General features: G+C 66.2%; 19 protein-coding genes, 1 other RNA gene and 1 pseudogene. 11 read left to right on the top strand and 10 right to left on the bottom strand.

The genetic code is table 11. The annotated features are described in order from the left end of the window. Positions 1-56: 56 nt before the first annotated feature. The 3 genes from FHT09_RS12400 (at position 57) to FHT09_RS12390 (ending at position 1,632) form a co-directional block, all read left to right on the top strand. Entirely contained in the window at positions 57-542 is a 486-nt protein-coding gene (locus FHT09_RS12400; protein WP_104605850.1) for a flavodoxin, read from the top strand. Continuing rightward, the gene (locus tag FHT09_RS12395) at positions 514-840 is read left to right on the top strand and encodes a thioredoxin family protein (protein ID WP_104605871.1); all 327 of its coding nucleotides are present in this window, start codon (positions 514-516) and stop codon (positions 838-840) included. Before FHT09_RS12400 ends, FHT09_RS12395 begins: the two co-directional genes overlap by 29 nt. 384 nt (positions 841-1,224) lie before the next feature. Then, positions 1,225-1,632 (top strand): acyl-CoA thioesterase, encoded by a 408-nt coding sequence (locus tag FHT09_RS12390; protein ID WP_104605849.1) that lies wholly within the window; start codon positions 1,225-1,227, stop codon positions 1,630-1,632. Positions 1,633-1,638: 6 nt separating this feature from the next. On the opposite strand, the gene FHT09_RS12385 is transcribed toward FHT09_RS12390, so the two are convergent. The 4 genes from FHT09_RS12385 to FHT09_RS12370 form a co-directional block, all read right to left on the bottom strand. Next, positions 1,639-2,154 (bottom strand): hypothetical protein, encoded by a 516-nt coding sequence (locus FHT09_RS12385; RefSeq protein ID WP_166776095.1) that lies wholly within the window; start codon positions 2,152-2,154, stop codon positions 1,639-1,641. Between the two features lie 368 nt (positions 2,155-2,522). Further along, entirely contained in the window at positions 2,523-3,467 is a 945-nt protein-coding gene (gene panE, locus FHT09_RS12380; protein ID WP_181141287.1) for a 2-dehydropantoate 2-reductase, read from the bottom strand. Between the two features lie 5 nt (positions 3,468-3,472). Next, on the bottom strand, positions 3,473-4,276 hold the full coding sequence (locus FHT09_RS12375) for an ABC transporter permease (protein WP_016903649.1): 804 nt from the start codon (positions 4,274-4,276) through the stop codon (positions 3,473-3,475). Next, on the bottom strand, positions 4,273-5,289 hold the full coding sequence (locus tag FHT09_RS12370) for an ABC transporter ATP-binding protein (RefSeq protein ID WP_104605848.1): 1,017 nt from the start codon (positions 5,287-5,289) through the stop codon (positions 4,273-4,275). The genes FHT09_RS12375 and FHT09_RS12370 overlap by 4 nt, the downstream gene beginning before the upstream one ends. Before the next feature lie 35 nt (positions 5,290-5,324). On the opposite strand from FHT09_RS12370, the gene FHT09_RS12365 reads away from it, so the two are divergent. Further along, positions 5,325-6,152 (top strand): ferredoxin--NADP reductase, encoded by an 828-nt coding sequence (locus FHT09_RS12365; RefSeq protein WP_184416977.1) that lies wholly within the window; start codon positions 5,325-5,327, stop codon positions 6,150-6,152. Between the two features lie 249 nt (positions 6,153-6,401). Here the strand turns inward: FHT09_RS12365 and dmeF are convergent, their stop codons facing one another. After that, positions 6,402-7,376 (bottom strand): CDF family Co(II)/Ni(II) efflux transporter DmeF, encoded by a 975-nt coding sequence (gene dmeF, locus FHT09_RS12360; protein ID WP_104537661.1) that lies wholly within the window; start codon positions 7,374-7,376, stop codon positions 6,402-6,404. A gap of 65 nt (positions 7,377-7,441) precedes the next feature. Between dmeF and FHT09_RS12355 the strand changes: the two genes are divergently transcribed. Together FHT09_RS12355 and FHT09_RS12350 are read left to right on the top strand one after the other, a co-directional pair. Next, positions 7,442-7,714, top strand: a complete 273-nt coding sequence (locus tag FHT09_RS12355; protein WP_039521109.1) for a metal/formaldehyde-sensitive transcriptional repressor — start codon at positions 7,442-7,444, stop codon at positions 7,712-7,714. A gap of 62 nt (positions 7,715-7,776) precedes the next feature. Next, a non-coding RNA gene (locus FHT09_RS12350) (sX9 sRNA) lies at positions 7,777-7,852 on the top strand. 281 nt (positions 7,853-8,133) lie between these two features. Here FHT09_RS12350 and FHT09_RS12345 read toward each other — a convergent pair. Next, positions 8,134-9,679 (bottom strand): annotated as a pseudogene (locus FHT09_RS12345) (beta-xylosidase). A 328-nt stretch (positions 9,680-10,007) separates the two neighbouring features. On the opposite strand from FHT09_RS12345, the gene FHT09_RS12340 reads away from it, so the two are divergent. The 5 genes from FHT09_RS12340 to FHT09_RS12320 are packed head-to-tail and all read left to right on the top strand — an operon-like array spanning position 10,008 to position 14,416. Continuing rightward, the gene (locus tag FHT09_RS12340; RefSeq protein ID WP_104605846.1) at positions 10,008-10,595 is read left to right on the top strand and encodes a hypothetical protein; all 588 of its coding nucleotides are present in this window, start codon (positions 10,008-10,010) and stop codon (positions 10,593-10,595) included. After that, complete coding sequence (locus tag FHT09_RS12335; protein WP_016903655.1) at positions 10,592-10,792, top strand: helix-turn-helix transcriptional regulator; 201 nt, start codon at positions 10,592-10,594, stop codon at positions 10,790-10,792. The genes FHT09_RS12340 and FHT09_RS12335 overlap by 4 nt, the downstream gene beginning before the upstream one ends. 60 nt (positions 10,793-10,852) lie before the next feature. Further along, a complete protein-coding gene (locus FHT09_RS12330; RefSeq protein ID WP_181141285.1) occupies positions 10,853-12,448 on the top strand; it encodes an alpha/beta hydrolase in 1,596 nt (531 codons plus the stop codon). A 31-nt stretch (positions 12,449-12,479) separates the two neighbouring features. Next, positions 12,480-13,226, top strand: a complete 747-nt coding sequence (locus tag FHT09_RS12325; protein ID WP_104605844.1) for an ATP-binding cassette domain-containing protein — start codon at positions 12,480-12,482, stop codon at positions 13,224-13,226. Further along, positions 13,223-14,416 (top strand): ABC transporter permease, encoded by a 1,194-nt coding sequence (locus tag FHT09_RS12320; protein WP_104537665.1) that lies wholly within the window; start codon positions 13,223-13,225, stop codon positions 14,414-14,416. The genes FHT09_RS12325 and FHT09_RS12320 overlap by 4 nt, the downstream gene beginning before the upstream one ends. A gap of 580 nt (positions 14,417-14,996) precedes the next feature. Here the strand turns inward: FHT09_RS12320 and FHT09_RS12315 are convergent. The 4 genes from FHT09_RS12315 to FHT09_RS12300 form a co-directional block, all read right to left on the bottom strand. Further along, positions 14,997-16,010, bottom strand: coding sequence for an energy transducer TonB (locus tag FHT09_RS12315; protein WP_104605842.1), 1,014 nt, complete (start codon positions 16,008-16,010; stop codon positions 14,997-14,999). A 132-nt stretch (positions 16,011-16,142) separates the two neighbouring features. Beyond that, on the bottom strand, positions 16,143-17,708 hold the full coding sequence (locus tag FHT09_RS12310; RefSeq protein WP_104605841.1) for a tryptophan halogenase family protein: 1,566 nt from the start codon (positions 17,706-17,708) through the stop codon (positions 16,143-16,145). 12 nt (positions 17,709-17,720) lie between these two features. Continuing rightward, complete coding sequence (locus FHT09_RS12305) at positions 17,721-18,734, bottom strand: cupin-like domain-containing protein (RefSeq protein ID WP_104537669.1); 1,014 nt, start codon at positions 18,732-18,734, stop codon at positions 17,721-17,723. Then, positions 18,724-19,425 carry a SapC family protein gene (locus tag FHT09_RS12300; protein WP_181141284.1) on the bottom strand — a complete coding sequence of 234 codons (702 nt, stop codon included), beginning with the start codon at positions 19,423-19,425 and terminating at the stop codon, positions 18,724-18,726. Before FHT09_RS12300 ends, FHT09_RS12305 begins: the two co-directional genes overlap by 11 nt. Positions 19,426-19,575 lie beyond the last annotated feature (150 nt).

The raw sequence follows: 19,575 nt of genomic DNA, 5'->3' as shown, positions 1-19,575 counted from the left end.
GCAGACAACGCCGCGCTCTTCCGATTCCCTATTCTCCATTCCCAATTCCCCGCCTCATGAACATCCTGCTCGCACTGGCCTCGTTGAGCGGTAACACGCGTGATGTCGCGCGCAGTGTTGCACTGCGTTGCGAAGCGGACGGGCATGCGGTGACCTGGGTGGAAACCGATGTGCAGACCCTGGCGCAGGTGCCGCACGCGCCGGGGCAGTACGAGCTGTTTCTGCTCGGTAGCTGGACCGACAACGGTGGCCGCACGCCGGCAGAGATGAAACGCTTCATCGTCGAATTGGTCGAAACGCTGGGCAGGCCACGGTGGGTGGCGGTGTTCGGCACCGGCGAAACGCAGTGGGGCGAGGACTATTTTTGCGGTGCGGTGCATCGCATCGCCCAGTTCTTCGCCAGCCCGTTTCCGCGTTTGACCATTGAACAGATGCCCCACGGTGTGCGCGACGCGCAGGCCATCGCCGCCTGGACCGACGAAGTCCTGGCCCAATGCAAGAACGATTCCCATGATGCAGACCATTACCGTCACCTCGCCTGAGCACTACACCGCCACCCTGGCCGCGCATCCGCGCGTGCTGGTGGATTTCTACAAGGACAACTGCCCCGGCTGCCGCATGCTCGACATGTCGCTGGAAAAGTTCGCCAACAGCGATGCGGCCGAAGGCGTGGCCTTGTTGAAGGTCAAGCTGGAAGTGGTGGGCGAAGAGTTCTTCCGCGATCTGGGCCTGCGCCAGACCCCGACCCTGGCGCTGTACCGCGATGGCAGCGAGGTGGCACGCCTGCCCGGCTTCCAGTCGCCGGCGCAGGTGGAAACCGCGGTCAAGACCAGCCTCTGAGCCACGTGGCCGTGCAGTTGCCTGCGCGCCTGCGGTTGCACGTCATTGCATCGGAAAGGTGGCTGCATGCCGCCGCCTTGGCAAGTGATCGCGACGCCATCTTGCTGCTCCCGTAGGAGCGGCCCCGGCCGCGACCGCCGTCCCGACAAACCCCATCGTGCGCGTGGCGGTACACGACAGCCACGCCGCATGCCGGCCACCGGCCAAAACCCGCCCACGGCAGCCGCGCGCAAGCGCAGTGCAGCGCCCGCGTCGGCAAGATGGCTGCCAATCGCCGCTGCGCTACGTTCCGGCGTACGCCGCTGCAGCCGACCGCCTATCCTGTCGGTGCCAGGCCGCTGCAATCGCCCTGGCACGCAATGCCCCCTTCACTGGAGACCCCTCATGTCAGACAGCCTGCAGACCCAGCCACCGACCGAAGTCCGCATGGCCGAGATCGTGTTCCCCAACCACACCAACCACATGGGCACGCTGTTCGGTGGGCAGGCGCTGGCGTGGATGGACAAGGCCGCCTTCCTGGCGGCATCGCGCTATGCGCGCCGTGCGGTAGTGACAGCGCGCTCGGACCAGGTGGATTTCAAGCTGCCGATCCGTCAGGGCCAGATGGTGGAAACCATCGCGCGGGTGGTGTCGGTGGGGCGCAGTTCGATCAAGGTGGAAGTGGAACTGATCGCCGAGGATCTGCTCAGCGGCGCACGCGAGCTGTGCACCCGCGGCCACTTCGTGATGATCGCGCTCGGCGACGACGGCAAGCCGACCACGGTGCCGCCGCTGCCAGCGGCCAGCAGCTGACGGCGCTTATTCCTCGACCTCGCGGTCCTCGCGCTTGGTTTCTGCCATTGCCTCGGGCTCCAGCTCTTCGGCGCTGCGATTGAGTTTGACGAAGACCCCCCAGGCGATCAGCAACAGCGCCGCGCACAGGCCCACCGCCGCCGCATACGGCAGCTTGGCCGGGTCGTCGTGCATCAGCTCGAAGATCGACACCAGCGTCTCGATCGCCAGCGCAATCACGATCACCACGAAGAACCGCGACAGGTAGCGGCGCACACGCGTAGGACCGCTGACCTTGACGTCGCGCAGGATCTCTTCCTCGAAGATGGTCTGGCCTAGTTCCAGCGTCACCAGCGCCACGGTGAGCAGGCCGATCGCCTCCAGCACCACGTTGAAGCGGTCGCGCACCACCATGTCGCCGCCGGGGGTAAAGCCATGCCACAGCTCCAGTGCGGCCATCGCCACCAGACCCGCCGCGCACAGCACGAAAAACGCCAGGATCACGAAATGACCGGCACGGAACAGGTGGCTGAGCAGCTTCATCGGAGGCGACACGGGCGAGGGGAGGCAGAGCATCGTGTGCACCGCGTCGTGATGGCGCGAAGGCAGTGGCAACATCCACGTCGGAGGCATCGCATTGCGGAGGTATCGCGTGAGGTGTGTCGACGCCTCGCGCCAAGGCGACGCATGCGCCTGATCGAAGCAGGCCCCAGCGGCCGGTTGTTTGCGCAGATTGCCCGATCGGGGCCACAAGGGTGCCAACTAGCTGCGACCTCCGCTACCCGAGGTGCAAGCCGCGCCCAAAAGAAAAGCCGGTAGCCGGAGCGCACCCTTCCCCACCGGGGACGGTGCCCGCAGAGGGGATGGCGGTACGGTCTACACGTATCCCTGCCGCACCCGCACGCCATCCCTCAGCTATGCCGCAACACCTGATACGCCTGCAGATGCACATTCGCCGCCATCAGCAGCGGCGCATTGCGCCCTGTCTCGCGCACCCGCTTCAACATGTCGCCGACGATCTGCGCCGCTTCCACCTCCTGGCCGGCTTCCAGGTCGCGCAGCATCGAGGCCTTCAGCGGCGAATCCACCTGCAACAAGGTCTGCAGCGCCTTGGCGCGCGAGGCTTCCGGAATCGGCTGCCCGGCCGCATCGGCGGCCCACAGGCATTCGTTGTACAAGCCGTTGATCAACGCACGCCCGTCGTCGGTGGCCACGATCGCCCCGACCGGCGCACGCATCAGGCAGGTGGCTGCAGCCAGCGCTGTGAGGAAGCTGTACTTGATCCACTGCTCCTGCGCGATCTGCTCGCTGGCCACATGATCGATGCCGGCCTGCGCGCAGGCCGCCGCAAGCGCCTGCACCCGCGCGGACGCGGCGCCGCCATCGCGCTCGCCGAAGGTCATCGCCGCCGGCTTGCCCAGGTGCAGGATCTGCCCGTGCTCGCCCTTGGTCGCGCTGATGAAGCACAGCCCGCCCAGCACGCCTGCGGCACCGAAACGCTCGTCCAGCGCCGCGTAATGGCGCAGGCCGTTGAGGATCGGCAGCACCGTGGTGTGCTCGCCCACCGCCGGCGCAATCGCCTCGATCGCGCTGTCCAGGTCGTAGGCCTTGCAGCTCAGGATCACCAGATCGAACGGCCGCTGCGCCACCAGGGCCGGCAGGTCCTGCGCGGTGACATGCGCCACCGGCAGATCCGCATCGCCCAACGGACTGCGGATGCGCAGGCCATCGGCCTGCAGCTGCGCCGCGCGCGCGTCGCGCACCAGAAAGGTCACATCGACACCGGCCTGCGCCAGGCGTCCGCCGAAATAGCCGCCGGTACCGCCGGCGCCCAGGATGAGGATACGCATCGCCATCGTCATCAGCTCCGCAGCCCCACGCCACGGCGCAGCAGCCACAGCGCCAGCGCGCTGAGGACCGCGACAAAGCCCAGCATCAGCGCGTAGGCGACCCAGATCGGCACGTCCGAGCTGCCGAGCAGGCCGTAGCGGAACGCGTTGACCATGTAGAAGATCGGGTTGGCGTGGGTGGCCGCTTCGGCCCATGGCGGCAGCAACTTCACCGAGTAGAACACGCCGCCCAGATAGGTCAGCGGGGTCAGGATGAAGGTCGGCACGATCGCCACGTCGTCGAACTTCTTGGCGTACACCGCGTTGACGAAGCCGGCCAGCGAGAAGATGGTCGCACCCAGCAGCACCGTGGTCAGCGTGACCAGCGGATGCGGGATACGCACAGGCGTAAAGAACATCGCAATGATCAGCACCAACGCCCCGACCATCACCCCGCGCAGCACCGCGCCGGAGACGTAGCCCCACAGGATCACCCAGTTGGGCATCGGGCTGACCAGCAGCTCTTCCACATGCCGGCCGAACTTGGCGCCGAAGAAGCTGGAGGAGATGTTGCCGTAGCTGTTCTGGATCACGCTCATCATCACCAGGCCCGGCACGATGAACTGCATGTACGAGTAGCCGCCCATGTCGCCCACGCGCGAGCCGATCAGCCCGCCGAAGATCAAGAAGTACAGCGTCATGGTGATGGCCGGCGGCACCAGGGTCTGGCCCCAGATGCGCAGGATGCGCTGCACTTCGCGGCGCACGATGGTGCCCAGCGCAATCCAGTTGCGGCGCGCATTGGTGGGTTCGGTCACGGTGCGGATCTCGTTCATGGCTGGCCTCCGCTGCGCGGCTGCGCAGGCGGTGTGCCGTTGGGGGCGACAGGCGTGGGGGCGCTGGCCGGTACCGGGGCGTCACCGGTCAGGCGCACGAACAGCTCTTCCAGGCGGTTGCTCTTGGTGCGCATCGAGCGCACCCGGATGCCGGCGCTGCCGAGCGTGGCGAACACGCGGTTGAGGTCCATCGCGCGCGGCATGTCCAGGTCCAGCGTGTGGCCGTCGATGGCGGTGAGCGTGGTGCCTTCGATCACCGGCAGTTCGGCCGGCAGGGCGCCGTCGATATCGAACAGGAAGCCTTCCACGTCCAGCTTGGCCAGCAGCTCGCGCATCGGCCCCTGGGTGACGATCTGGCCGTGGTTGATGATGGCCAGGTTGCGGCACAGGTGCTCGGCTTCTTCCAGGTAATGCGTGGTGAGGATGATGGTGGTGCCGGCGGCGTTGATCTCCTTGAGCACGCGCCACATGTCGCGGCGGATCTCGATGTCCACGCCGGCGGTGGGCTCGTCCAGGATCAGCAGGCGCGGCTGGGTCATCATGGCGCGGGCGATCATCAGCCGGCGCTTCATGCCGCCGGACAGCGTGCGGCTCATCACCTGGGCCTTTTCCCACAGGTGCGAGCGGCGCAGCTCCGCTTCGGCCAGGCGCTCGGCCTCGGCGCGCGGCATGCCGTAGAAACCGGCGTAATTGACCAGGATGTCGAAGGGTTTTTCGAATAGATTGAAGTTGACCTCCTGCGGGACCAGCCCGATCAGGCGCATCGCATCGCTGCGATGGCCGACCAGGTCGGTGCCGAACACTTCCACCTGGCCCGCGGACAGGTTCACCAGCGAGCTGATGATGCCGATCAGGGTGGATTTGCCGGCGCCGTTGGGGCCGAGCAGGGCAAAGAAATCGCCTGGCGCCACATCCAGCGAAACGCCCTTGAGCGCCTGGGTGCCGTTGTCGTAGGTCTTGCGCAGATCGCACACACGCAGCGCGGGTGCGGTGATCGGAGATGGAGAATTCAAGATGTTCCTTCGCGTCAGCGTGACGGCGCAGCGAGTTGCAGGCCGTTATTATAGAAGCCCGCGGGGGCAAGCCCCGATCACAGACTGTCCCAAATACGTTCGTGCCCGTTCAATTCCCCCTCAAGCTTGTCGACCGGCGCATGATTGCGCCCACCGTGGCCCACTGCCAGTTCCTGCGTGACGACGGCCAGCCGCTGGATTTCCAGCCCGGGCAGTTCATCCAGATCCATTTCGATGCCGCCGACGGTACGCCGACCAAGCGCAGCTATTCGCTGGCGACCATCCACGACCATGCGTTCGGACCGGGCGAGGCAGTGGATATCGCGGTGAGCTTCGTGCCCGGCGGCTCGGCCACCGCGCTGTTCGAAGGCCTGCAGATCGGCGACCAGTTGCAGGCCAGCGGTCCCTACGGACGCTTCTGCCTGCCGCCGGGCGACCACAACCGGCGTTATGTGCTGATCGCCACCGGTACCGGCGTCACCCCATACCGGTCGATGCTGCCGCTGCTGGCCGAGGCGATCGCCACCCGCGGCGTGCAGGTGCTGCTGCTGCAGGGCGCACGCACGCCGGCCGAGCTGTTGTACGGCGAGGACTTCCGTGCGTTTGCCGATGCGCATCCGCAATTCCGCTATGTGCCGTGTTTTTCGCGCGCATTGCCCGAGCAGCCGCATGCGGATGTGCGCCAGGGTTACGTGCAGCAGCAGCTGGCCGAATGCGCGCCCGACGCGCAGGGCGATATCGCCTACCTGTGCGGCAACCCGGACATGGTGGACAGCTGCATCGAGGCGTTGAAGGCCGCCGGCCTGCCGAACGCGCAGATCCGCCGCGAGAAATACGTCAGCCCGGCGCCGGCGAAAACCTGAGCCAATCCACGGTGCCGGGCTGGCTTGCTCGGCAACTGCCGATCGCGCCGGTGCGCCGGCGCCGACGCGTTCAAGCCCCTCGACAGCATCGCGATGCTGTCCCGGCCATCCCTCTCGCCCACTGTGCGCTGCTGCAGTCGCATCCTGTGCTCCGGCGTGGTGCAACTGGAGCCACTGCTGTTCGGGCTCTCGCTGACCGCTTCCGCGCTGACTACTGCAGGGCGACGAATGTAGCGCGCTGCCGAATCGTCAGGCCGCAGCCCGCGCCGCTGGCGGGCGCTGCAATTCGACGGTGATGTGCACCAGTTCTTCGTGGATCTGCAAGGCAGTGCGGACCAGGTCCGCATCGATGTTGGCCGCCGTGACCAGACTGACGACGCAGGCATAACGATCGCTGCCCACGCGCCAGACATGCAGGTCGCCGATGTCGATGGCATGCGGCAGCTCGGCGATGACCTGCTTCACTTCTTCCACCACCGGCGCATCCATCTCCGCATCCAGCAGCACGCGGCCGGTACTGCGCAGCAGCCCCCCCGCCCACACGGCGACCAGCACCGCGCCGACCATGCCCATGATCGGATCCAGCCAGGTCACGCCCCAGTACATGCCGGCAAGCAGCGCGACAATCGCCAGGACCGAGGTCGCCGCGTCGGCCATCACGTGCAGATACGCGGCACGCAAGTTGAGATCGGCATGCCCATCGTGGTGATGACCATGACCATGACCATGACCGTCATGCGCGTGGTCGTGGCCGTGGTGATGGCCATGCGAGTCGCGTAACCACCAGGCGCAAATCAGGTTGACCAGCAGGCCGATGACGGCAATGACGGTGGCTTCCTGGTACTGGATGGGCTTGGGCGAGAACAGCCGTTCCAGCGACTGGAACGCCATCAGGCCGGCCACGCCCAACAGCAGGATGGCGCTGGTATAGCCCCCGAGCACTTCGACCTTCCAGGTGCCGAAGCTGAAACGCAGGTCGTTGGCATTGCGCCGCGCGAAGCGGTAGGCGAACAGTGCCAGCCCCAGCGCCAGCGCGTGCGAGCTCATATGCCAGCCATCGGCGAGCAGGGCCATGGAGTTGAGCGTCCAGCCGCCGACGATCTCTACCACCATCATGACTACGGTCAGGATGACGGCCTTGCGAGTGCTGCGCTCGGCAAGCGGATTGGCGCTGGCGAATGTGTGCGACTGCGCGCAGTGCGGCGCGGCGTGCGTGATCGACATCGGAAGGGGCTCTGGCTACGATACCCCCCTATGGTATCTCAGATACCCCCAGGGGGTATACGGCAATGGCGCATCTGAATCAGGAAAAATCCAAACTGCTCGCCCGCGTGCGCAGGATCCGTGGGCAAGTGGAGGGGCTGGAGAAAGCCCTGGCGCAGGACGTGGACTGCACCGCGTTGCTGACGCAGGTGGCGGCGTTTCGTGGCGCTGCGCAGGGCTTGATGGTCGAGCTGCTCAGCGAGCACTTGAAGCACCATGTCGCGGCACCGGAGGCGCTGGGTGAGCGCGAACTGGCGGTAGACGACATCACCGCCATTCTCAAGACCTATCTCAAGTAAGGGCTGTCATCAAAACGACTGCGCTCACTGTCAGATAGGCGCGGCCGACGCCCGGAACCGGCGTGTGCCACTCGTGCACTGCGGTTCCTACGCGCTGTCTGCACCCACTGGTCACTGCGCGCTACGTCTTTTTTTGCCGCTTCAAGTCCTGCACATCGGGTCGATGCGATCACGCCGATTCGCTTTTTACCTTGTGCGCTGCGCGGACTGAGCGACTGCAAGCATGCGTTGGACCTTGGGGTGTGTGCCTGCAGTGTCCTGCGGCGATGCGCGCGACGTGCCGCAACGCACGCATGACGCACCCGATGTCGCGAACGATGCACGGTCGGGACGTCGCGCCGAACTGCGCGCATGGCTGCGCGCACGGAATCCACCCTCAACGCCTCGCCTGATTGCAGGCGCGATGGCGTGCTGGGCGCTCAGCGCGCCGACGGCTCCAGCGTCATCAGCACCACATCGTTGCTGCGCATCGGCACGCGGATCTCCACCACGCCATCGGCGCCGACGCGTACGCGCCGGTCCTGTTCGGGCGTGTCGCGCGTGGCCTGCTGCAACTGCGCCAGCTGCCGCGGCGCCAGGTCCTTGGGCATGCCCATGTCGATGTACAGCGACAGCGGATCGTTGCGCCGGTAGCCGGTCTTGCGCACCTGCAGCCGATAGTTGCCGGCCGGCACGTGCGCCAGGCGGAACACCAGCACTGGGCTGTCTGTGTTCGGCACCTGTTTGGCATAGAACTGGGTATTGCTCACCGCCTGCTGCCAATCCCAGACCAGTGCGGCGATGCGCTGGCCATCCACCGCCGCAAACGCATGCGCATCGCGCAGCGGAACATTGCGGCCCTTGAGCGCGTTCAGATACTTGTAGGCAAACCACGCCGGCTTGCGGATACCCTCGCGATTCACCAGCCCGAAGCCGCCATGGAAGCCGGGTTCTTCGAACAGATCGGTGTAGGTCCAGTAACTCATGCCCTGCACAAGGCCTTGCACCTGCTTGAGCTTGGTCAGGATGTAGGGCGCGTTGATGCAGCTGTCATTGACGAGATCGCGCGGCGTATAGCTGCTGCCCACTCGGTGAAATACAGCGGCAGATCCGAAACGGCGAGGCCTGGATCTGCGCACGCACGCGGCGCACATCGCCGACGATGGCATCCGGCAATGCCGACAGCTTGACGTCCTGTTTGCCGTCTTCATCGAGAAAGCCGCCCTCCACGCCATAGGTATGCGTGGTGACGGAGTCGATCGGTAGTTTGTTCTTGGCAACGAAGGCCAGCAGTTCCGGCACCCAGTCCGCACCGGCGGTGGACGGGCCGCCGACGCGCAGTTGCGGATCGATCGCCTTGATCGTGCGTGCGGTGTTCGCATACAGGTCGAAGTAGGCCTGCTGGTCGGCGTTCTCCCAGAAGTCCTTGAGGTTGGGCACGTTCCACACCTCGAAGTACCACTGCCGCACCTCGTCGGCGCCATAGCGTGCACGGATGTGGCGCACGTACGCATCAATCAGCTGCGTCCACTTGGCCGGGTCCGGATGCGAAGTGTTGCCCTTCCAGTAGAAGAGCGTCTGCTCGGAGGTCTTCATCGCGCCGGGCGTAAAGCCCAACTCGACGAACGGACGGATGCGCTTGGCCAGCAGCGCATCGTAGAGCCGATCCAGCTTGGTCCAATCCTAGAAGAGCGTGCCGTCGACGTCTTTCACCGTGCCGAGCACGTCATGGAACACATCATGGAAGCGGATATAGCGAAACCCCAGCTCCTGTACCGCCGGAACCAGCTGCGCCTGGCTGTCGCTGCGGATCAAGGTGCCGGGAAAGTCCGAGCCGATCGACAGATCGTAGAAACGGTCGACTGGTTCGCCGGCGGTGGCCAGATCCAGTTGGATCGTGCGAGGCGCAGGTGCTGCCTGCTGTGCCACGGCAGAGGTCGTCATGCAGCCGCTCAGTGCAATTGCCAACCAGATCTTCAGACGCATCACCGCTTCCGCCAATGTTCGATCGCAGAGCGTGGCCCAGCTCCGGCCCGGTGCTGCGGACCGGCGTGCTTGGTCTTCCTGCTGCCGTCGTCGCGTGGCGATGGGTAGGGACCGCATGCGGTCGAATGTGTAAAGGGTGCTTGACATACGGCCGTGCCAGGTGCATCGTGCCTGTCAAGTTGACTTGACAGGCGAAGGGAATGCGTCAGCAGCATCGGCAATGGAATTGCATACCGGCATGGTCGTCGCAGCGGCCGCTGCGTAGCGATGCCTGGATGGGGGACAGTGGCCTGCCAGTGCGCACATCGGCGCACGCGAGGCACCGCGCATGACCCGCTGCAGACGCAATGCGCTACTGGCGCTCTGTCTGGGAGCCGGCCTGCTCGCCGTGGGTGCGCTCGGCCATTGGCGGCTGCTGCCGCTGAGTGCCCACCTTGCCGGGCTTTGTGCGGGCGTGGGCGTATCCTGCCTGTTGCTGGCGCTGCTGCTCTGGCTGTCGCGCGGCAGCCTGCGCGACAGCACGCGGCCGGCACTGGCGCGGCGCTATCACCGCGAATTCGGCGTGCCGATGGGCTTGTATGTGGTGGTGATGCTGTTCTGGAGATATTTGCTTGCGCATGTGGATCCGAGCTGGGCGCGCGTGCTGATCGCCCTGTTGCCGGCCGTGCTGGTCGCCCTGGTGATCCGCGCGGTGGCGCGCTACGTACGCGATTCGGACGAGATGCAGCGGCGCATCGAACTGGAGTCGATCGCCATTGCCGCCGGCCTGGTCAGCGGCGCGTACATGACCGGCGGATTCCTGCAGGCCGCCCAGTTGATCGACATCCCCGCGACGGTGGCGATGTTGTGGGTGTTTCCGATGTTGTGCGCCATCTACGGCGTCACCAAAAGCGTCAATGCCCGACGGTTCGAATGAATAGCCGGGTGCGCGAATTGCGCGAGGCCAGCGGCTGGTCGCAAGGCGAGTTGGGCGAACGCCTGGGCGTGTCGCGGCAGACCATCAATGCGCTGGAGACCGGCAAGTACGATCCCAGTCTGCCATTGGCGTTTCGCATTGCGCGTCTGTTCGGGGAATCGATCGAGCACGTCTTTCTTTACGAAGACGGGCAGTAGCCGCTCCGGTCACACCCGACCGGATGCGGCGTCAGGGGACAGGAACTATCAGGAGAGATGGTGAACATGGTGAAGCAACCCACACTGGTGGCGGCGCTGCTGATCGCATTGCTGGCAACCGGATGTCAGCGCGCGGACAAACCGGCTGAAAACGCAGCTCCTGCGGCCAAGGCTGACGCGGCGCCCGGCAGCGCGCAGCCGCGTGCAGCCAAGCCGCAGACCGGCACCGCCGCAGGCAATCGTTACGGCACGCTGCAATTTGCACCGTGCACGCTGAGTTCCGGCAGCGCGGCCGGCAATATCGAAGCGCAATGCGCCAGCCTGCGCGTGCCGGAAAACCCGGCCGCGCCGACCGGGCGCAGCATCGACTTGAAGATCGCCTGGCTGGAAAGCGAGGCCGGCGCCGGCAGCACGCCGGATCCGGTGTTTTTCATTGCCGGCGGGCCGGGGCAATCGGCCACCCAGGTCGCCGCGATCGTGGACATGGGGCTGCATGAAGTCCGCAAGCGGCGCGACATCTTCCTGGTCGACCAGCGCGGCACCGGCGGTTCGCATCCGCTTGCGTGCCGCGATGCCGCCGGCAAGCCGCTCGTACTGGAAAACAGTAGCGCTGCCACCGCCGAGCAGTTGACCGACTACGCACGCCAGTGTGCACAAGGGCTGCGCAACGATGCCGATCCGCGTTATTACACCACCAGTGAAGCCATTGGCGACCTGGATGCGGTGCGCGCCGCGCTGGGCGTGCAGACGCTCAATCTGGTTGGCGGCTCCTACGGTACCCGGGTCGCACAGCAGTATGCGGCGCGCTATCGGCAACACACACGCACGCTGGTGATCGATGGCGTGGCGCCAAACGATCTGGTGATCGGCGGCGAGTTCGCGCGGACGTTCGAAGATGCGATCGCGCTGCAGGCCACGCAATGCCGCAAGGAAGCGGCATGCGCCAAACGCTTTCGGGTGGACACGCGCACGCAGCTGCGGCAGGTGGTGGAGCGTCTGCGTCAGGCGCCGGTTGCGGTGGATTACCGCGACCCGCGCACCGGTGAACTGCACCACGAGCAGGTGACGGCCGATACCGTGGTCGGCCTGGCATTCGGGTTTTCGTATGCGCCGGAAACCGCCTCGTTGTTGCCGCTGATGCTGGACGAAGCGGCGGCAGGGCGTTATGCCTCGCTGATGGCACTGGCGCAGATGAGCGCATCGGACATGTCCGACCAGATGAACCGCCCGATGCAATGGTCGGTGCTGTGCAGCGAAGACGCCGGTCGCTACACGCCGCCAGCCGGCAAGGACGACACCTTGCTGGGGGCGGAAGTGGCGCAGATGTTCTTCGCACCCTGCAAGGCCTGGCCGACCAAGCCGGCCCCGGCTGCCGACGCCGCACCGTTCAGATCCGACGTGCCGGTGCTGTTGCTGTCGGGCGAGCTGGATCCGGTGACGCCGCCGCGCTATGCCGAGCGTGTGCTGCAGGGCCTGCCCAACGGCCGTCACCTGGTGGCGCCAGGGCAGGGCCACGGGGTGTTCCGATTGGGCTGCATGCCCAAGGTGTTGGGCCAGTTCCTGCAGACCGCCAATGCCAAGGCACTGGATGCGCAGTGCGTGGCCACCCTCAACAACGTGCCCGCGTTTACCTCGTTCAACGGATGGGAACCATGAGCCGCACCGACCACGCCACGGAGGCGCACGCATGATCGTCGTCGACAAGTTGCACAAGTCGTTCAAGACCAAGACCGGGCTGGTGAAGGCGGTCGATGGGGTCAGTTTCAGTGCTGCCGACGGCCAGATCACTGGCCTGCTCGGCCCCAACGGCGCCGGCAAGACCACCACCTTGCGCATGCTCTACACGCTGATGTCGCCCGACCAGGGCAGCGTCACGGTGGATGGCGTGGATGCCGCCCGCGACCCGGTGACGGTGCGGCGCGCGCTGGGCGTGTTGCCGGATGCGCGCGGGGTCTACAAGCGGCTGACCGCGCGCGAAAACATCGCCTATTTCGGCGAGCTGCATGGCCTGTCGCGGGCGCGGATCGCCGAGCGCACGCGCCTGCTGTCGGCGGCGCTGGACATGGACGACATTCTCGACCGTCAGACCGAAGGCTTCAGCCAGGGCCAGCGCACCAAGACCGCGATTGCGCGCGCGCTGGTGCACGACCCGCGCAACGTCATCCTCGACGAGCCCACCAACGGGCTGGATGTGATGACCACGCGCGCTATGCGCGGCTTTCTGCAGCAGCTGCGGGCCGAAGGGCGCTGCGTGATCTTTTCCAGCCACATCATGCAGGAGGTGGCGGCGCTGTGCGATCGCATCGTCATCGTCGCCAAGGGCACGGTGGTGGCCTGCGGCAGCGCCGACGAACTGCGCGCCAGCACCGGTGAAAGCAACCTGGAAGACGCCTTCGTCAAGGCGATCGGCTCGGACGAGGGACTGCACGCATGAGCACCACATCGTTGTTGTCCACATTATGGACGGTGCTGCGCAAGGAATTGCGCGACATCGGCCGCGATCGCCGTACGCTCGCACTGGCCTTGCTGCTGTCGCCATTGCTGTATCCGGTGCTGATCCTGGGCATGGGCGCACTGAGCGAAAGCCGCGTGCGTACGCAGATCGACAAGCCGTTGGAGATCCCCATGCTCGGCCGCGAGAACGCGCCCAATCTGGTGCGGTTCCTGGCCGCGCAGGGGCTCAATGCGGTCGATGCGCCGGCCGATCTGACCGCCGCGATCCGCAATCAGGATGTGGATGTGGCACTGCGCATCAGCGACAGCTATGCCGACGATTGGCGCGCCGGGCGCCCGGCCCTGGTGGAGGTCATCAAGGACAGCACGCGGCGCGAGGCCGACGTGCCGAGCCTGCGCTTGCAGGCCGCACTCGGCAGCTATAGCCAGCAGGTCGGTGCACTGCGCCTGCTGGCGCGCGGCATCGATGCGCAGGTGGGCAGGCCGCTGGAAATCGCCGCGCAGGACCTGGCCACCGCCGAAGCCAAGCGCGGGCAGATGATGGCGATGCTGCTGCCGGTGCTGCTGGTGATCACCTCGTTCCTGGGCGGCGCCTCGCTGATCCTGGATGCCACTGCCGGCGAGCGCGAACGCCAGTCGCTGGAACCCTTGCTGGCCACGCCGGCGCCGCGCAGTGCGATCGTCAGCGGCAAGATCGCCGCCGCCTGCGTGGTCGGCATGGTGTCGCTGTTGCTGACCCTGCTGGCCTTCAAGTTGAGTGCGCAGCTGTCCACCTCGACCCTGGGCCGCCAGCTCAACGTCGGCTTCGTGCCGATGCTGCAGATGCTGTTCATCCTGGTGCCGATGCTGTTCATCGGCACGTCGCTGCTGACCTATCTGGCCGCCGCCGCCAAGAGCATGAAGGAAGCGCAGGCGCATATGACCTGGCTGTTGCTGCTGCCGATGCTGCCGGGCTATGCACTGATGGCGTATCCGTTGAAGACGCAGCTATGGCACTTCGCGGTGCCGTTTCTGGCGCAGAACCAGATGCTGCTCAAGGTGATCCGCCATGAGCAGATCACTGCGCAGACCTGGGCGGTGTACCTGCTGGCGGGCTTCGGTGTGGCCGCGGTGCTGTGGTACGCGGCGGTGCGTCGCTACCACCAGGAACGGTTGGCAATTTCCGGTTGATGCATCTTCTCCCACCGGGAGAAGCCGGCGCGTAGCGCCGGATGAGGGCGCGGATCGCCCGCCTGTACGAATGCGCGATTACTGATGCTGATGCTGATGCTGATGTTGATTGAACGTCGTTGTCTGCGCAGTGCGTGACGTCCACTCTGTCGCCGTACCCTCACCCCAACCCCTCTCCCGCAGGAGAGGGGCTTACAGTTCCTTCTCGGAATGAGAGGTGCCTAGTGTCCCTTCTCCCTTCGGGAGGCGGTGCCCGAAGGGCGGATGAGGGGACGGATCACCAGCGAACAAAAAGCCCGCATCGCTGCGGGCTTTTTGTTTGGTGCCCGACATTCGCCGGGAGTGCAGTGCATCGATCATCGGCAGCCATCAGCCATCAGCCATCAGCCATCAGCCAGCAATCAACAAACGATCGACCAATCAAGCGATCAACGACCAAGCAACCAAACAATCAAGCAATCAAGCAACCAAGCGATCAAGCAATCAAGCAATCAAGCGATCAAGCGATCAAGCGATCAAGCGATCAACCAACGGACTCACTCAGCCGCATGCAGAACTACTCGATCGCCCAACGCCCCACTCAACCGCCCGGGTTGAACGACAGCGTGCGCCGCGTGGTCACCGGTGCGGCCACCGGCTCGAAGCGCCAGCGTTTGACCGCATTGAGCGCTTCGCGGTCGAACACGCGTGGCGGGGTGGCGCGCAGCACACGTGAGGCGGTGATCGAGCCGTCGGTGCCGACGGTGATCTCCACCAGCACTTCGCCGGAAGTGCCGGCGCGCAGCGCTTCCGGTGGGTAACGCGGTGCCGGGGTGCTGATCGGGCGCAGCGACTGCGCGGCCGGTGCAGCTGCGGCGGCCGCCGGTGCCGGGCGCGGGGCGGCTGGAGTGGGTGCCGGGGCCTCGGCCTGACGGCGCGTGGCGGCCTGGCGTTCGGCCTCTGCGCTCTGCTGGCGGGCGGTTTCCTGTTGCGCGGCGATCTGCTGCGCAGCGGCCGCCTCGCGGGTCTGCTGCTCGGCCAGACGCTTCTGCTCGGCGGCCTGCTTGGCCTTGTCCTCGACCAGCTTCTTGGCCTGCTCGGCATCCTGTTCGGAGCGGCTGGCGGCGGTCTTCATGCCGTTTTCAAGGCCGCTCTTCAGGCGCGGCAGTGCCGGTGCCTTGGGGTCGACCTTTTCGATCAGCGCGATCAGGCGCTGCGCCTCGGGGAATTCTTCGCGGCTGATGCCCTGTTCGGCGGCGATCAGCGTGTACGGCAGCAGATCGGTCAGCGCGCTGTTGACGGTGGCGTCCTGCGGCTGCTTTTCACGCAAGGCCAGGTAGTACTCCACCGCGTTGTCGCCGGCCGGGGCGTACATGCGGTTGTCCTGCAAGGCCTTGGTGGCCGATGCGCGCAACTGGTCGGCGGCCATCGATTGCACCTGCGGCGACACCGCCGTGGCCGGCGTCGGCGCGGTGGCCGGTGCCGCAGGCGTGGCGCCGGTGGCAGGCGCGGTGGTGGCGGCCTTGTCGTCCTGCTTGGAGCAGGCAGCCAGGCCAACCAACAAAATGACCGGCGCGATCCGGCGTGCCATACGGCCCTGTGTCAGATCCAACATGCGTCCCCCTTACCCCGATTGCGAAAGATGCTGCGGCGAGGCCGGCCATTGTTCCCGCAATGGACGGCAAAGCGGCAATCTAGCATTGCTGGGGTGGTCTAAGCCAAGGCAGGCGCCTTCCGCGCGCGAAATTCATCCCGCCCCGGTAGCCAGCGCCGCATCGGCCGGCAGCCGTGTGGCCGGCTCGGGCAGCGGCGGCGCAGGGCAGTAGCGGTGCAGAAAGTCCGCATGCGCAGGCAGGCGTGCCAGTGCGGCATCGACCCGCGTGCGGATGCTCTCCAGGAAATGACGGAGCTCGGCATCGCCCATCAGGTCGGCCACCGGGTGATGCTGCTTCGGCGTGATGCCCTGGCCCAGCATCACCTGCACCCAGGAATTTTCCGCAAACAGCTCGTTGGCCTGGTGGAACACCCGCCCGCTCTGGCGGAACAACTCCACCCGATGACGCAGCGTGTCGGGGATGTCCATCGCCGCGCAATCGCGCCAGAACGGCGTATCGCGGCGGTCGGTGGCGTGGTAATGCAGGATCACGAAATCGCGGATATGGGTGATTTCGGCGGCGGCCTGGCGGTTGTACTCGGCAATGTCGACATCGTTGATGACCTGCGGGAAGGTCTGCATCAGCCGGATGATGCCGCGCTGGATCAGATGGATGTTGGTCGATTCCAACGGCTCCAGGAAGCCGCTGGCCAGCCCCAGCGCCACGCAGTTCTTTTCCCACACCCGATGCCGCTGATTGGGCGTGAAGCGCAGTGCGCGCGGCTGGGTCAGTGCGCGGCCGCTGAGATTGCGCTGCAGCACCTGTGCGGCGCTGTCCTGGTCCATGTAGCGGCTGGAGTACACGATGCCGTTGCCGACCCGGTGCTGCAGCGGAATGCGCCACATCCAGCCCGCCTGATCGGCGCGCGAGCGGGTGTAGGGCACCGGCGCGCCGACCGACTCGGTCTGCACCGCCAGCGCGCTGTCGGCGAACAGCCACTGCGACCAATCGTCCGTGCCCACGCCCAGCGTCTTGCCGATCAGCAGGCCGGCAAAGCCGGTGCAATCCAGGAACAGGTCGCCTTCCACCCGCGTGCCGTTGTCCAGCATCAACGCGGTGAGATAGCCACTGTGCGCGTCGGTCTCCACGCTGCCGATGCGGCCTTCGATACGCTGCACGCCGAAGCCTTCGCTGAAGCGGCGCAGGAAGCGCGCGTACAGGCCGGCATCCAGGTGATAGGCGTAGTTCATGCCGCCATTGGGCAGATGCGCAAAGCGGCCTTCCTGCGCGGCGCGCAGTTCCAGGCAATAGTCGCCGAAGTCGCGCGCCACGCCACGCTGCCGGCCCTTCAACCAGAAATGCTGAAAGCCCGCGCTCCAGTGATCGGTGCCGGTGTGGCCGAAGGAGTGGATGTAGTGCCGGTCCACGTCGCGCCAGTGTTCGAAGCCGATGCCCAGCTTGATGGTGGCCTGCGTGGCGGCCATGAACGCGGCCTCGTCGATCTCCAGCAGGCGGTGGAAGGTGACCAGGCTGGGGATGGTGGCTTCGCCCACGCCCACCGTGCCGATCTCGTCCGATTCCACCAGCACGATCTGCAGGTGCCGGCCCAGCACTTTGGATAACGCGGCGGCGGCCATCCAGCCGGCGGTGCCGCCACCGGCGATGACGACGCGGCGTACCGGGCGCTGTTGTGGGTCGGAAGGGGCGGTGTCGGTCATCGGGTCAGATCCTCAGCGATTCAGGCGTTGCAGCAATCGTGCGCGCAGGCTGCGGGCACGGGCCTCGTCCATCGGCGCCAGGACGCCGCGCGCGGACTCCGGCATGTATGCGGCGGTGTCCGCATCGGCGTCGAACACATAATGGTCGAACACGTCCTGCCAGATGGCGCGCTGTTCGGCGGGCAGGTCGCGAAGGGTGAGCAGCGCCAGCATCAGCGCGTTCATCGGCGAATCCATGTAGGCCGGGCTCTGCCGCCACCAGAAATTCACCAATACGTTGAACGGCGTCAGCGCTTCGACGTGATGCCACCACATGCTGGGAATGAACAGCGCATCGCCCGGTTCCAGCTCGGCCGCCAGCGCGTGTTCCAGCGCCTGCGCAAAGCGTGGAAAGCGCTGCAGGTCCGGCGCGGCGATATCGACCAGGCTGACCGGCTGCCCCGCAGGGGTGAGATCGAGCGGGCCGATATACAGATTGGCCAGTTGCTGCGGCGGAAACAGGGTGAAGCGGCGGCGCCCGGCGACCACGCAGGCCAGGTTGTCGGGCAGGTCCTGGTGGGCGGCGATGCGGGTGCGGTTGCCGATCCAGATACTGGCCAGCGGCTGCGCCTGCGGCAGGGCGATCGGGTTGTGCGCGCGCAGGCCGGGCAGGTAGGTGTCCAGCGTGGTGGACCCGACATAGATCGCCGGGGGTTGCGGGTTGTGCAGATCGCGCAGCAGGGTCTCCAGCACCACGCTCAGCGGCACGCGTTCGGGGCGGAAATTGAAGCCGCTCATGTCCGCGTTGTAGAAGAAGCGCCCGCCGATGTCCGGCGGGCCGACCTGCGCCACCACTGCCTCGCCGCGATCGAAACCGCGCAGGTAGGCGACCGCCGCCTGCGCAGAGGTCGCGCCGGCCTGCGCCAGTGGCCAGTCGCGCACCAGCCCGCGCAACACCAGGGGCGTGGTGGAGCGCAGCACGGCCGGGTCCAGCTGCTGTGGGTCCAGCCCGTGCCGTTCTTCGATGGCGCGCGGCTCAGCCAGCATGACGGCGCTGCATGCGGTCGAGCAGATGGCGGAACTGCGCGATCGAGGCCACCGCCATGTACAGCGGTTCCAGATCGCCATGCCGGTGCAAATCGAGCAAGGCCGCATCGTCGAGTGCGCGCAGGCGCTCTTCGTGCACGGCGTAGAGCCCGCTAAGACGGCATTCCAGGCCGTTCTGCAGCGTGGCCTCGAACACGAACGGTTCGAGCAAATCGTAGCCAAGCAAGCGTGCGACGAAGGCCTCGCTCGCCGCCAGGCCATCGTGCAAGGTGCGCAACACCTGGCTGATGTGGTCGAGAAACTCGCTGGTGCCGCCGTGTTCGCGGAACAGCACTTCCCCTTCGCTGCGGCTGATGCGCGGGCTGTCCAGATCCACGTGCACCATCGGCCCGTCCGCTTGCTCGCCGATCGAAAACGGTTGCCGCTGGATCGCCAGCGGCACGTACGGCGCATCCCAGCGTGCGCCGTCCAGGAACAGGTTTTCGCCCAGGCGCAATCCCAGCAACGCCAGCGGCCGAAAACTGCGCTCGCCGCTGCGATGGAACACGATCGGGTATTGCGCCTGCAGTTGGCGAAATTCCTGCGGAAAGGTCGCGGCCGACATCACGTCATCGCCGAAGGCGGCGCCGTGCGCGGTGATCACGCGCAGATCGCGGTGATCGAGATTGTTCAATAACACGGCATTGGTCATGGGGAAGCCACATCACGCGGGGCGCGTGGCCCATGTTTGGACAGTGACCCTTCGCGTGGCAAGTGCCGGATGCAACAACTCCGGTCGGCACGTCGGAAGGCCATGCAAGCGTCCCGGCAGGCGCGCTGCCGGGACGCTTGGTGAAGCAGT

The sequence above is a fragment of the Xanthomonas sp. CFBP 8152 genome, from assembly GCF_014199025.1.
Classification (GTDB): Bacteria; Pseudomonadota; Gammaproteobacteria; order Xanthomonadales; family Xanthomonadaceae; genus Xanthomonas; species Xanthomonas arboricola_B.
This window is presented reverse-complemented; position numbering and strand designations above follow the sequence as displayed.

What these genes read in the sequence shown, in the direction of transcription:
- FHT09_RS12305 (WP_104537669.1), bottom strand. Translation starts at nt 18,734, where the DNA reads ATGCTGGCTGAGCCGCGCGCCATCGAAGAACGGCACGGGCTGGACCCA.
- FHT09_RS12335 (WP_016903655.1), top strand. Translation starts at nt 10,592, where the DNA reads ATGAATAGCCGGGTGCGCGAATTGCGCGAGGCCAGCGGCTGGTCGCAA.
- FHT09_RS12385 (WP_166776095.1), bottom strand. Translation starts at nt 2,154, where the DNA reads ATGAAGCTGCTCAGCCACCTGTTCCGTGCCGGTCATTTCGTGATCCTG.
- FHT09_RS12300 (WP_181141284.1), bottom strand. Translation starts at nt 19,425, where the DNA reads ATGACCAATGCCGTGTTATTGAACAATCTCGATCACCGCGATCTGCGC.
- panE (WP_181141287.1), bottom strand. Translation starts at nt 3,467, where the DNA reads ATGGCGATGCGTATCCTCATCCTGGGCGCCGGCGGTACCGGCGGCTAT.
- FHT09_RS12355 (WP_039521109.1), top strand. Translation starts at nt 7,442, where the DNA reads ATGGCGCATCTGAATCAGGAAAAATCCAAACTGCTCGCCCGCGTGCGC.
- FHT09_RS12325 (WP_104605844.1), top strand. Translation starts at nt 12,480, where the DNA reads ATGATCGTCGTCGACAAGTTGCACAAGTCGTTCAAGACCAAGACCGGG.
- dmeF (WP_104537661.1), bottom strand. Translation starts at nt 7,376, where the DNA reads ATGTCGATCACGCACGCCGCGCCGCACTGCGCGCAGTCGCACACATTC.
- FHT09_RS12320 (WP_104537665.1), top strand. Translation starts at nt 13,223, where the DNA reads ATGAGCACCACATCGTTGTTGTCCACATTATGGACGGTGCTGCGCAAG.
- FHT09_RS12340 (WP_104605846.1), top strand. Translation starts at nt 10,008, where the DNA reads ATGACCCGCTGCAGACGCAATGCGCTACTGGCGCTCTGTCTGGGAGCC.
- FHT09_RS12390 (WP_104605849.1), top strand. Translation starts at nt 1,225, where the DNA reads ATGTCAGACAGCCTGCAGACCCAGCCACCGACCGAAGTCCGCATGGCC.
- FHT09_RS12310 (WP_104605841.1), bottom strand. Translation starts at nt 17,708, where the DNA reads ATGACCGACACCGCCCCTTCCGACCCACAACAGCGCCCGGTACGCCGC.
- FHT09_RS12315 (WP_104605842.1), bottom strand. Translation starts at nt 16,010, where the DNA reads ATGTTGGATCTGACACAGGGCCGTATGGCACGCCGGATCGCGCCGGTC.
- FHT09_RS12375 (WP_016903649.1), bottom strand. Translation starts at nt 4,276, where the DNA reads ATGAACGAGATCCGCACCGTGACCGAACCCACCAATGCGCGCCGCAAC.
- FHT09_RS12395 (WP_104605871.1), top strand. Translation starts at nt 514, where the DNA reads ATGCAGACCATTACCGTCACCTCGCCTGAGCACTACACCGCCACCCTG.
- FHT09_RS12400 (WP_104605850.1), top strand. Translation starts at nt 57, where the DNA reads ATGAACATCCTGCTCGCACTGGCCTCGTTGAGCGGTAACACGCGTGAT.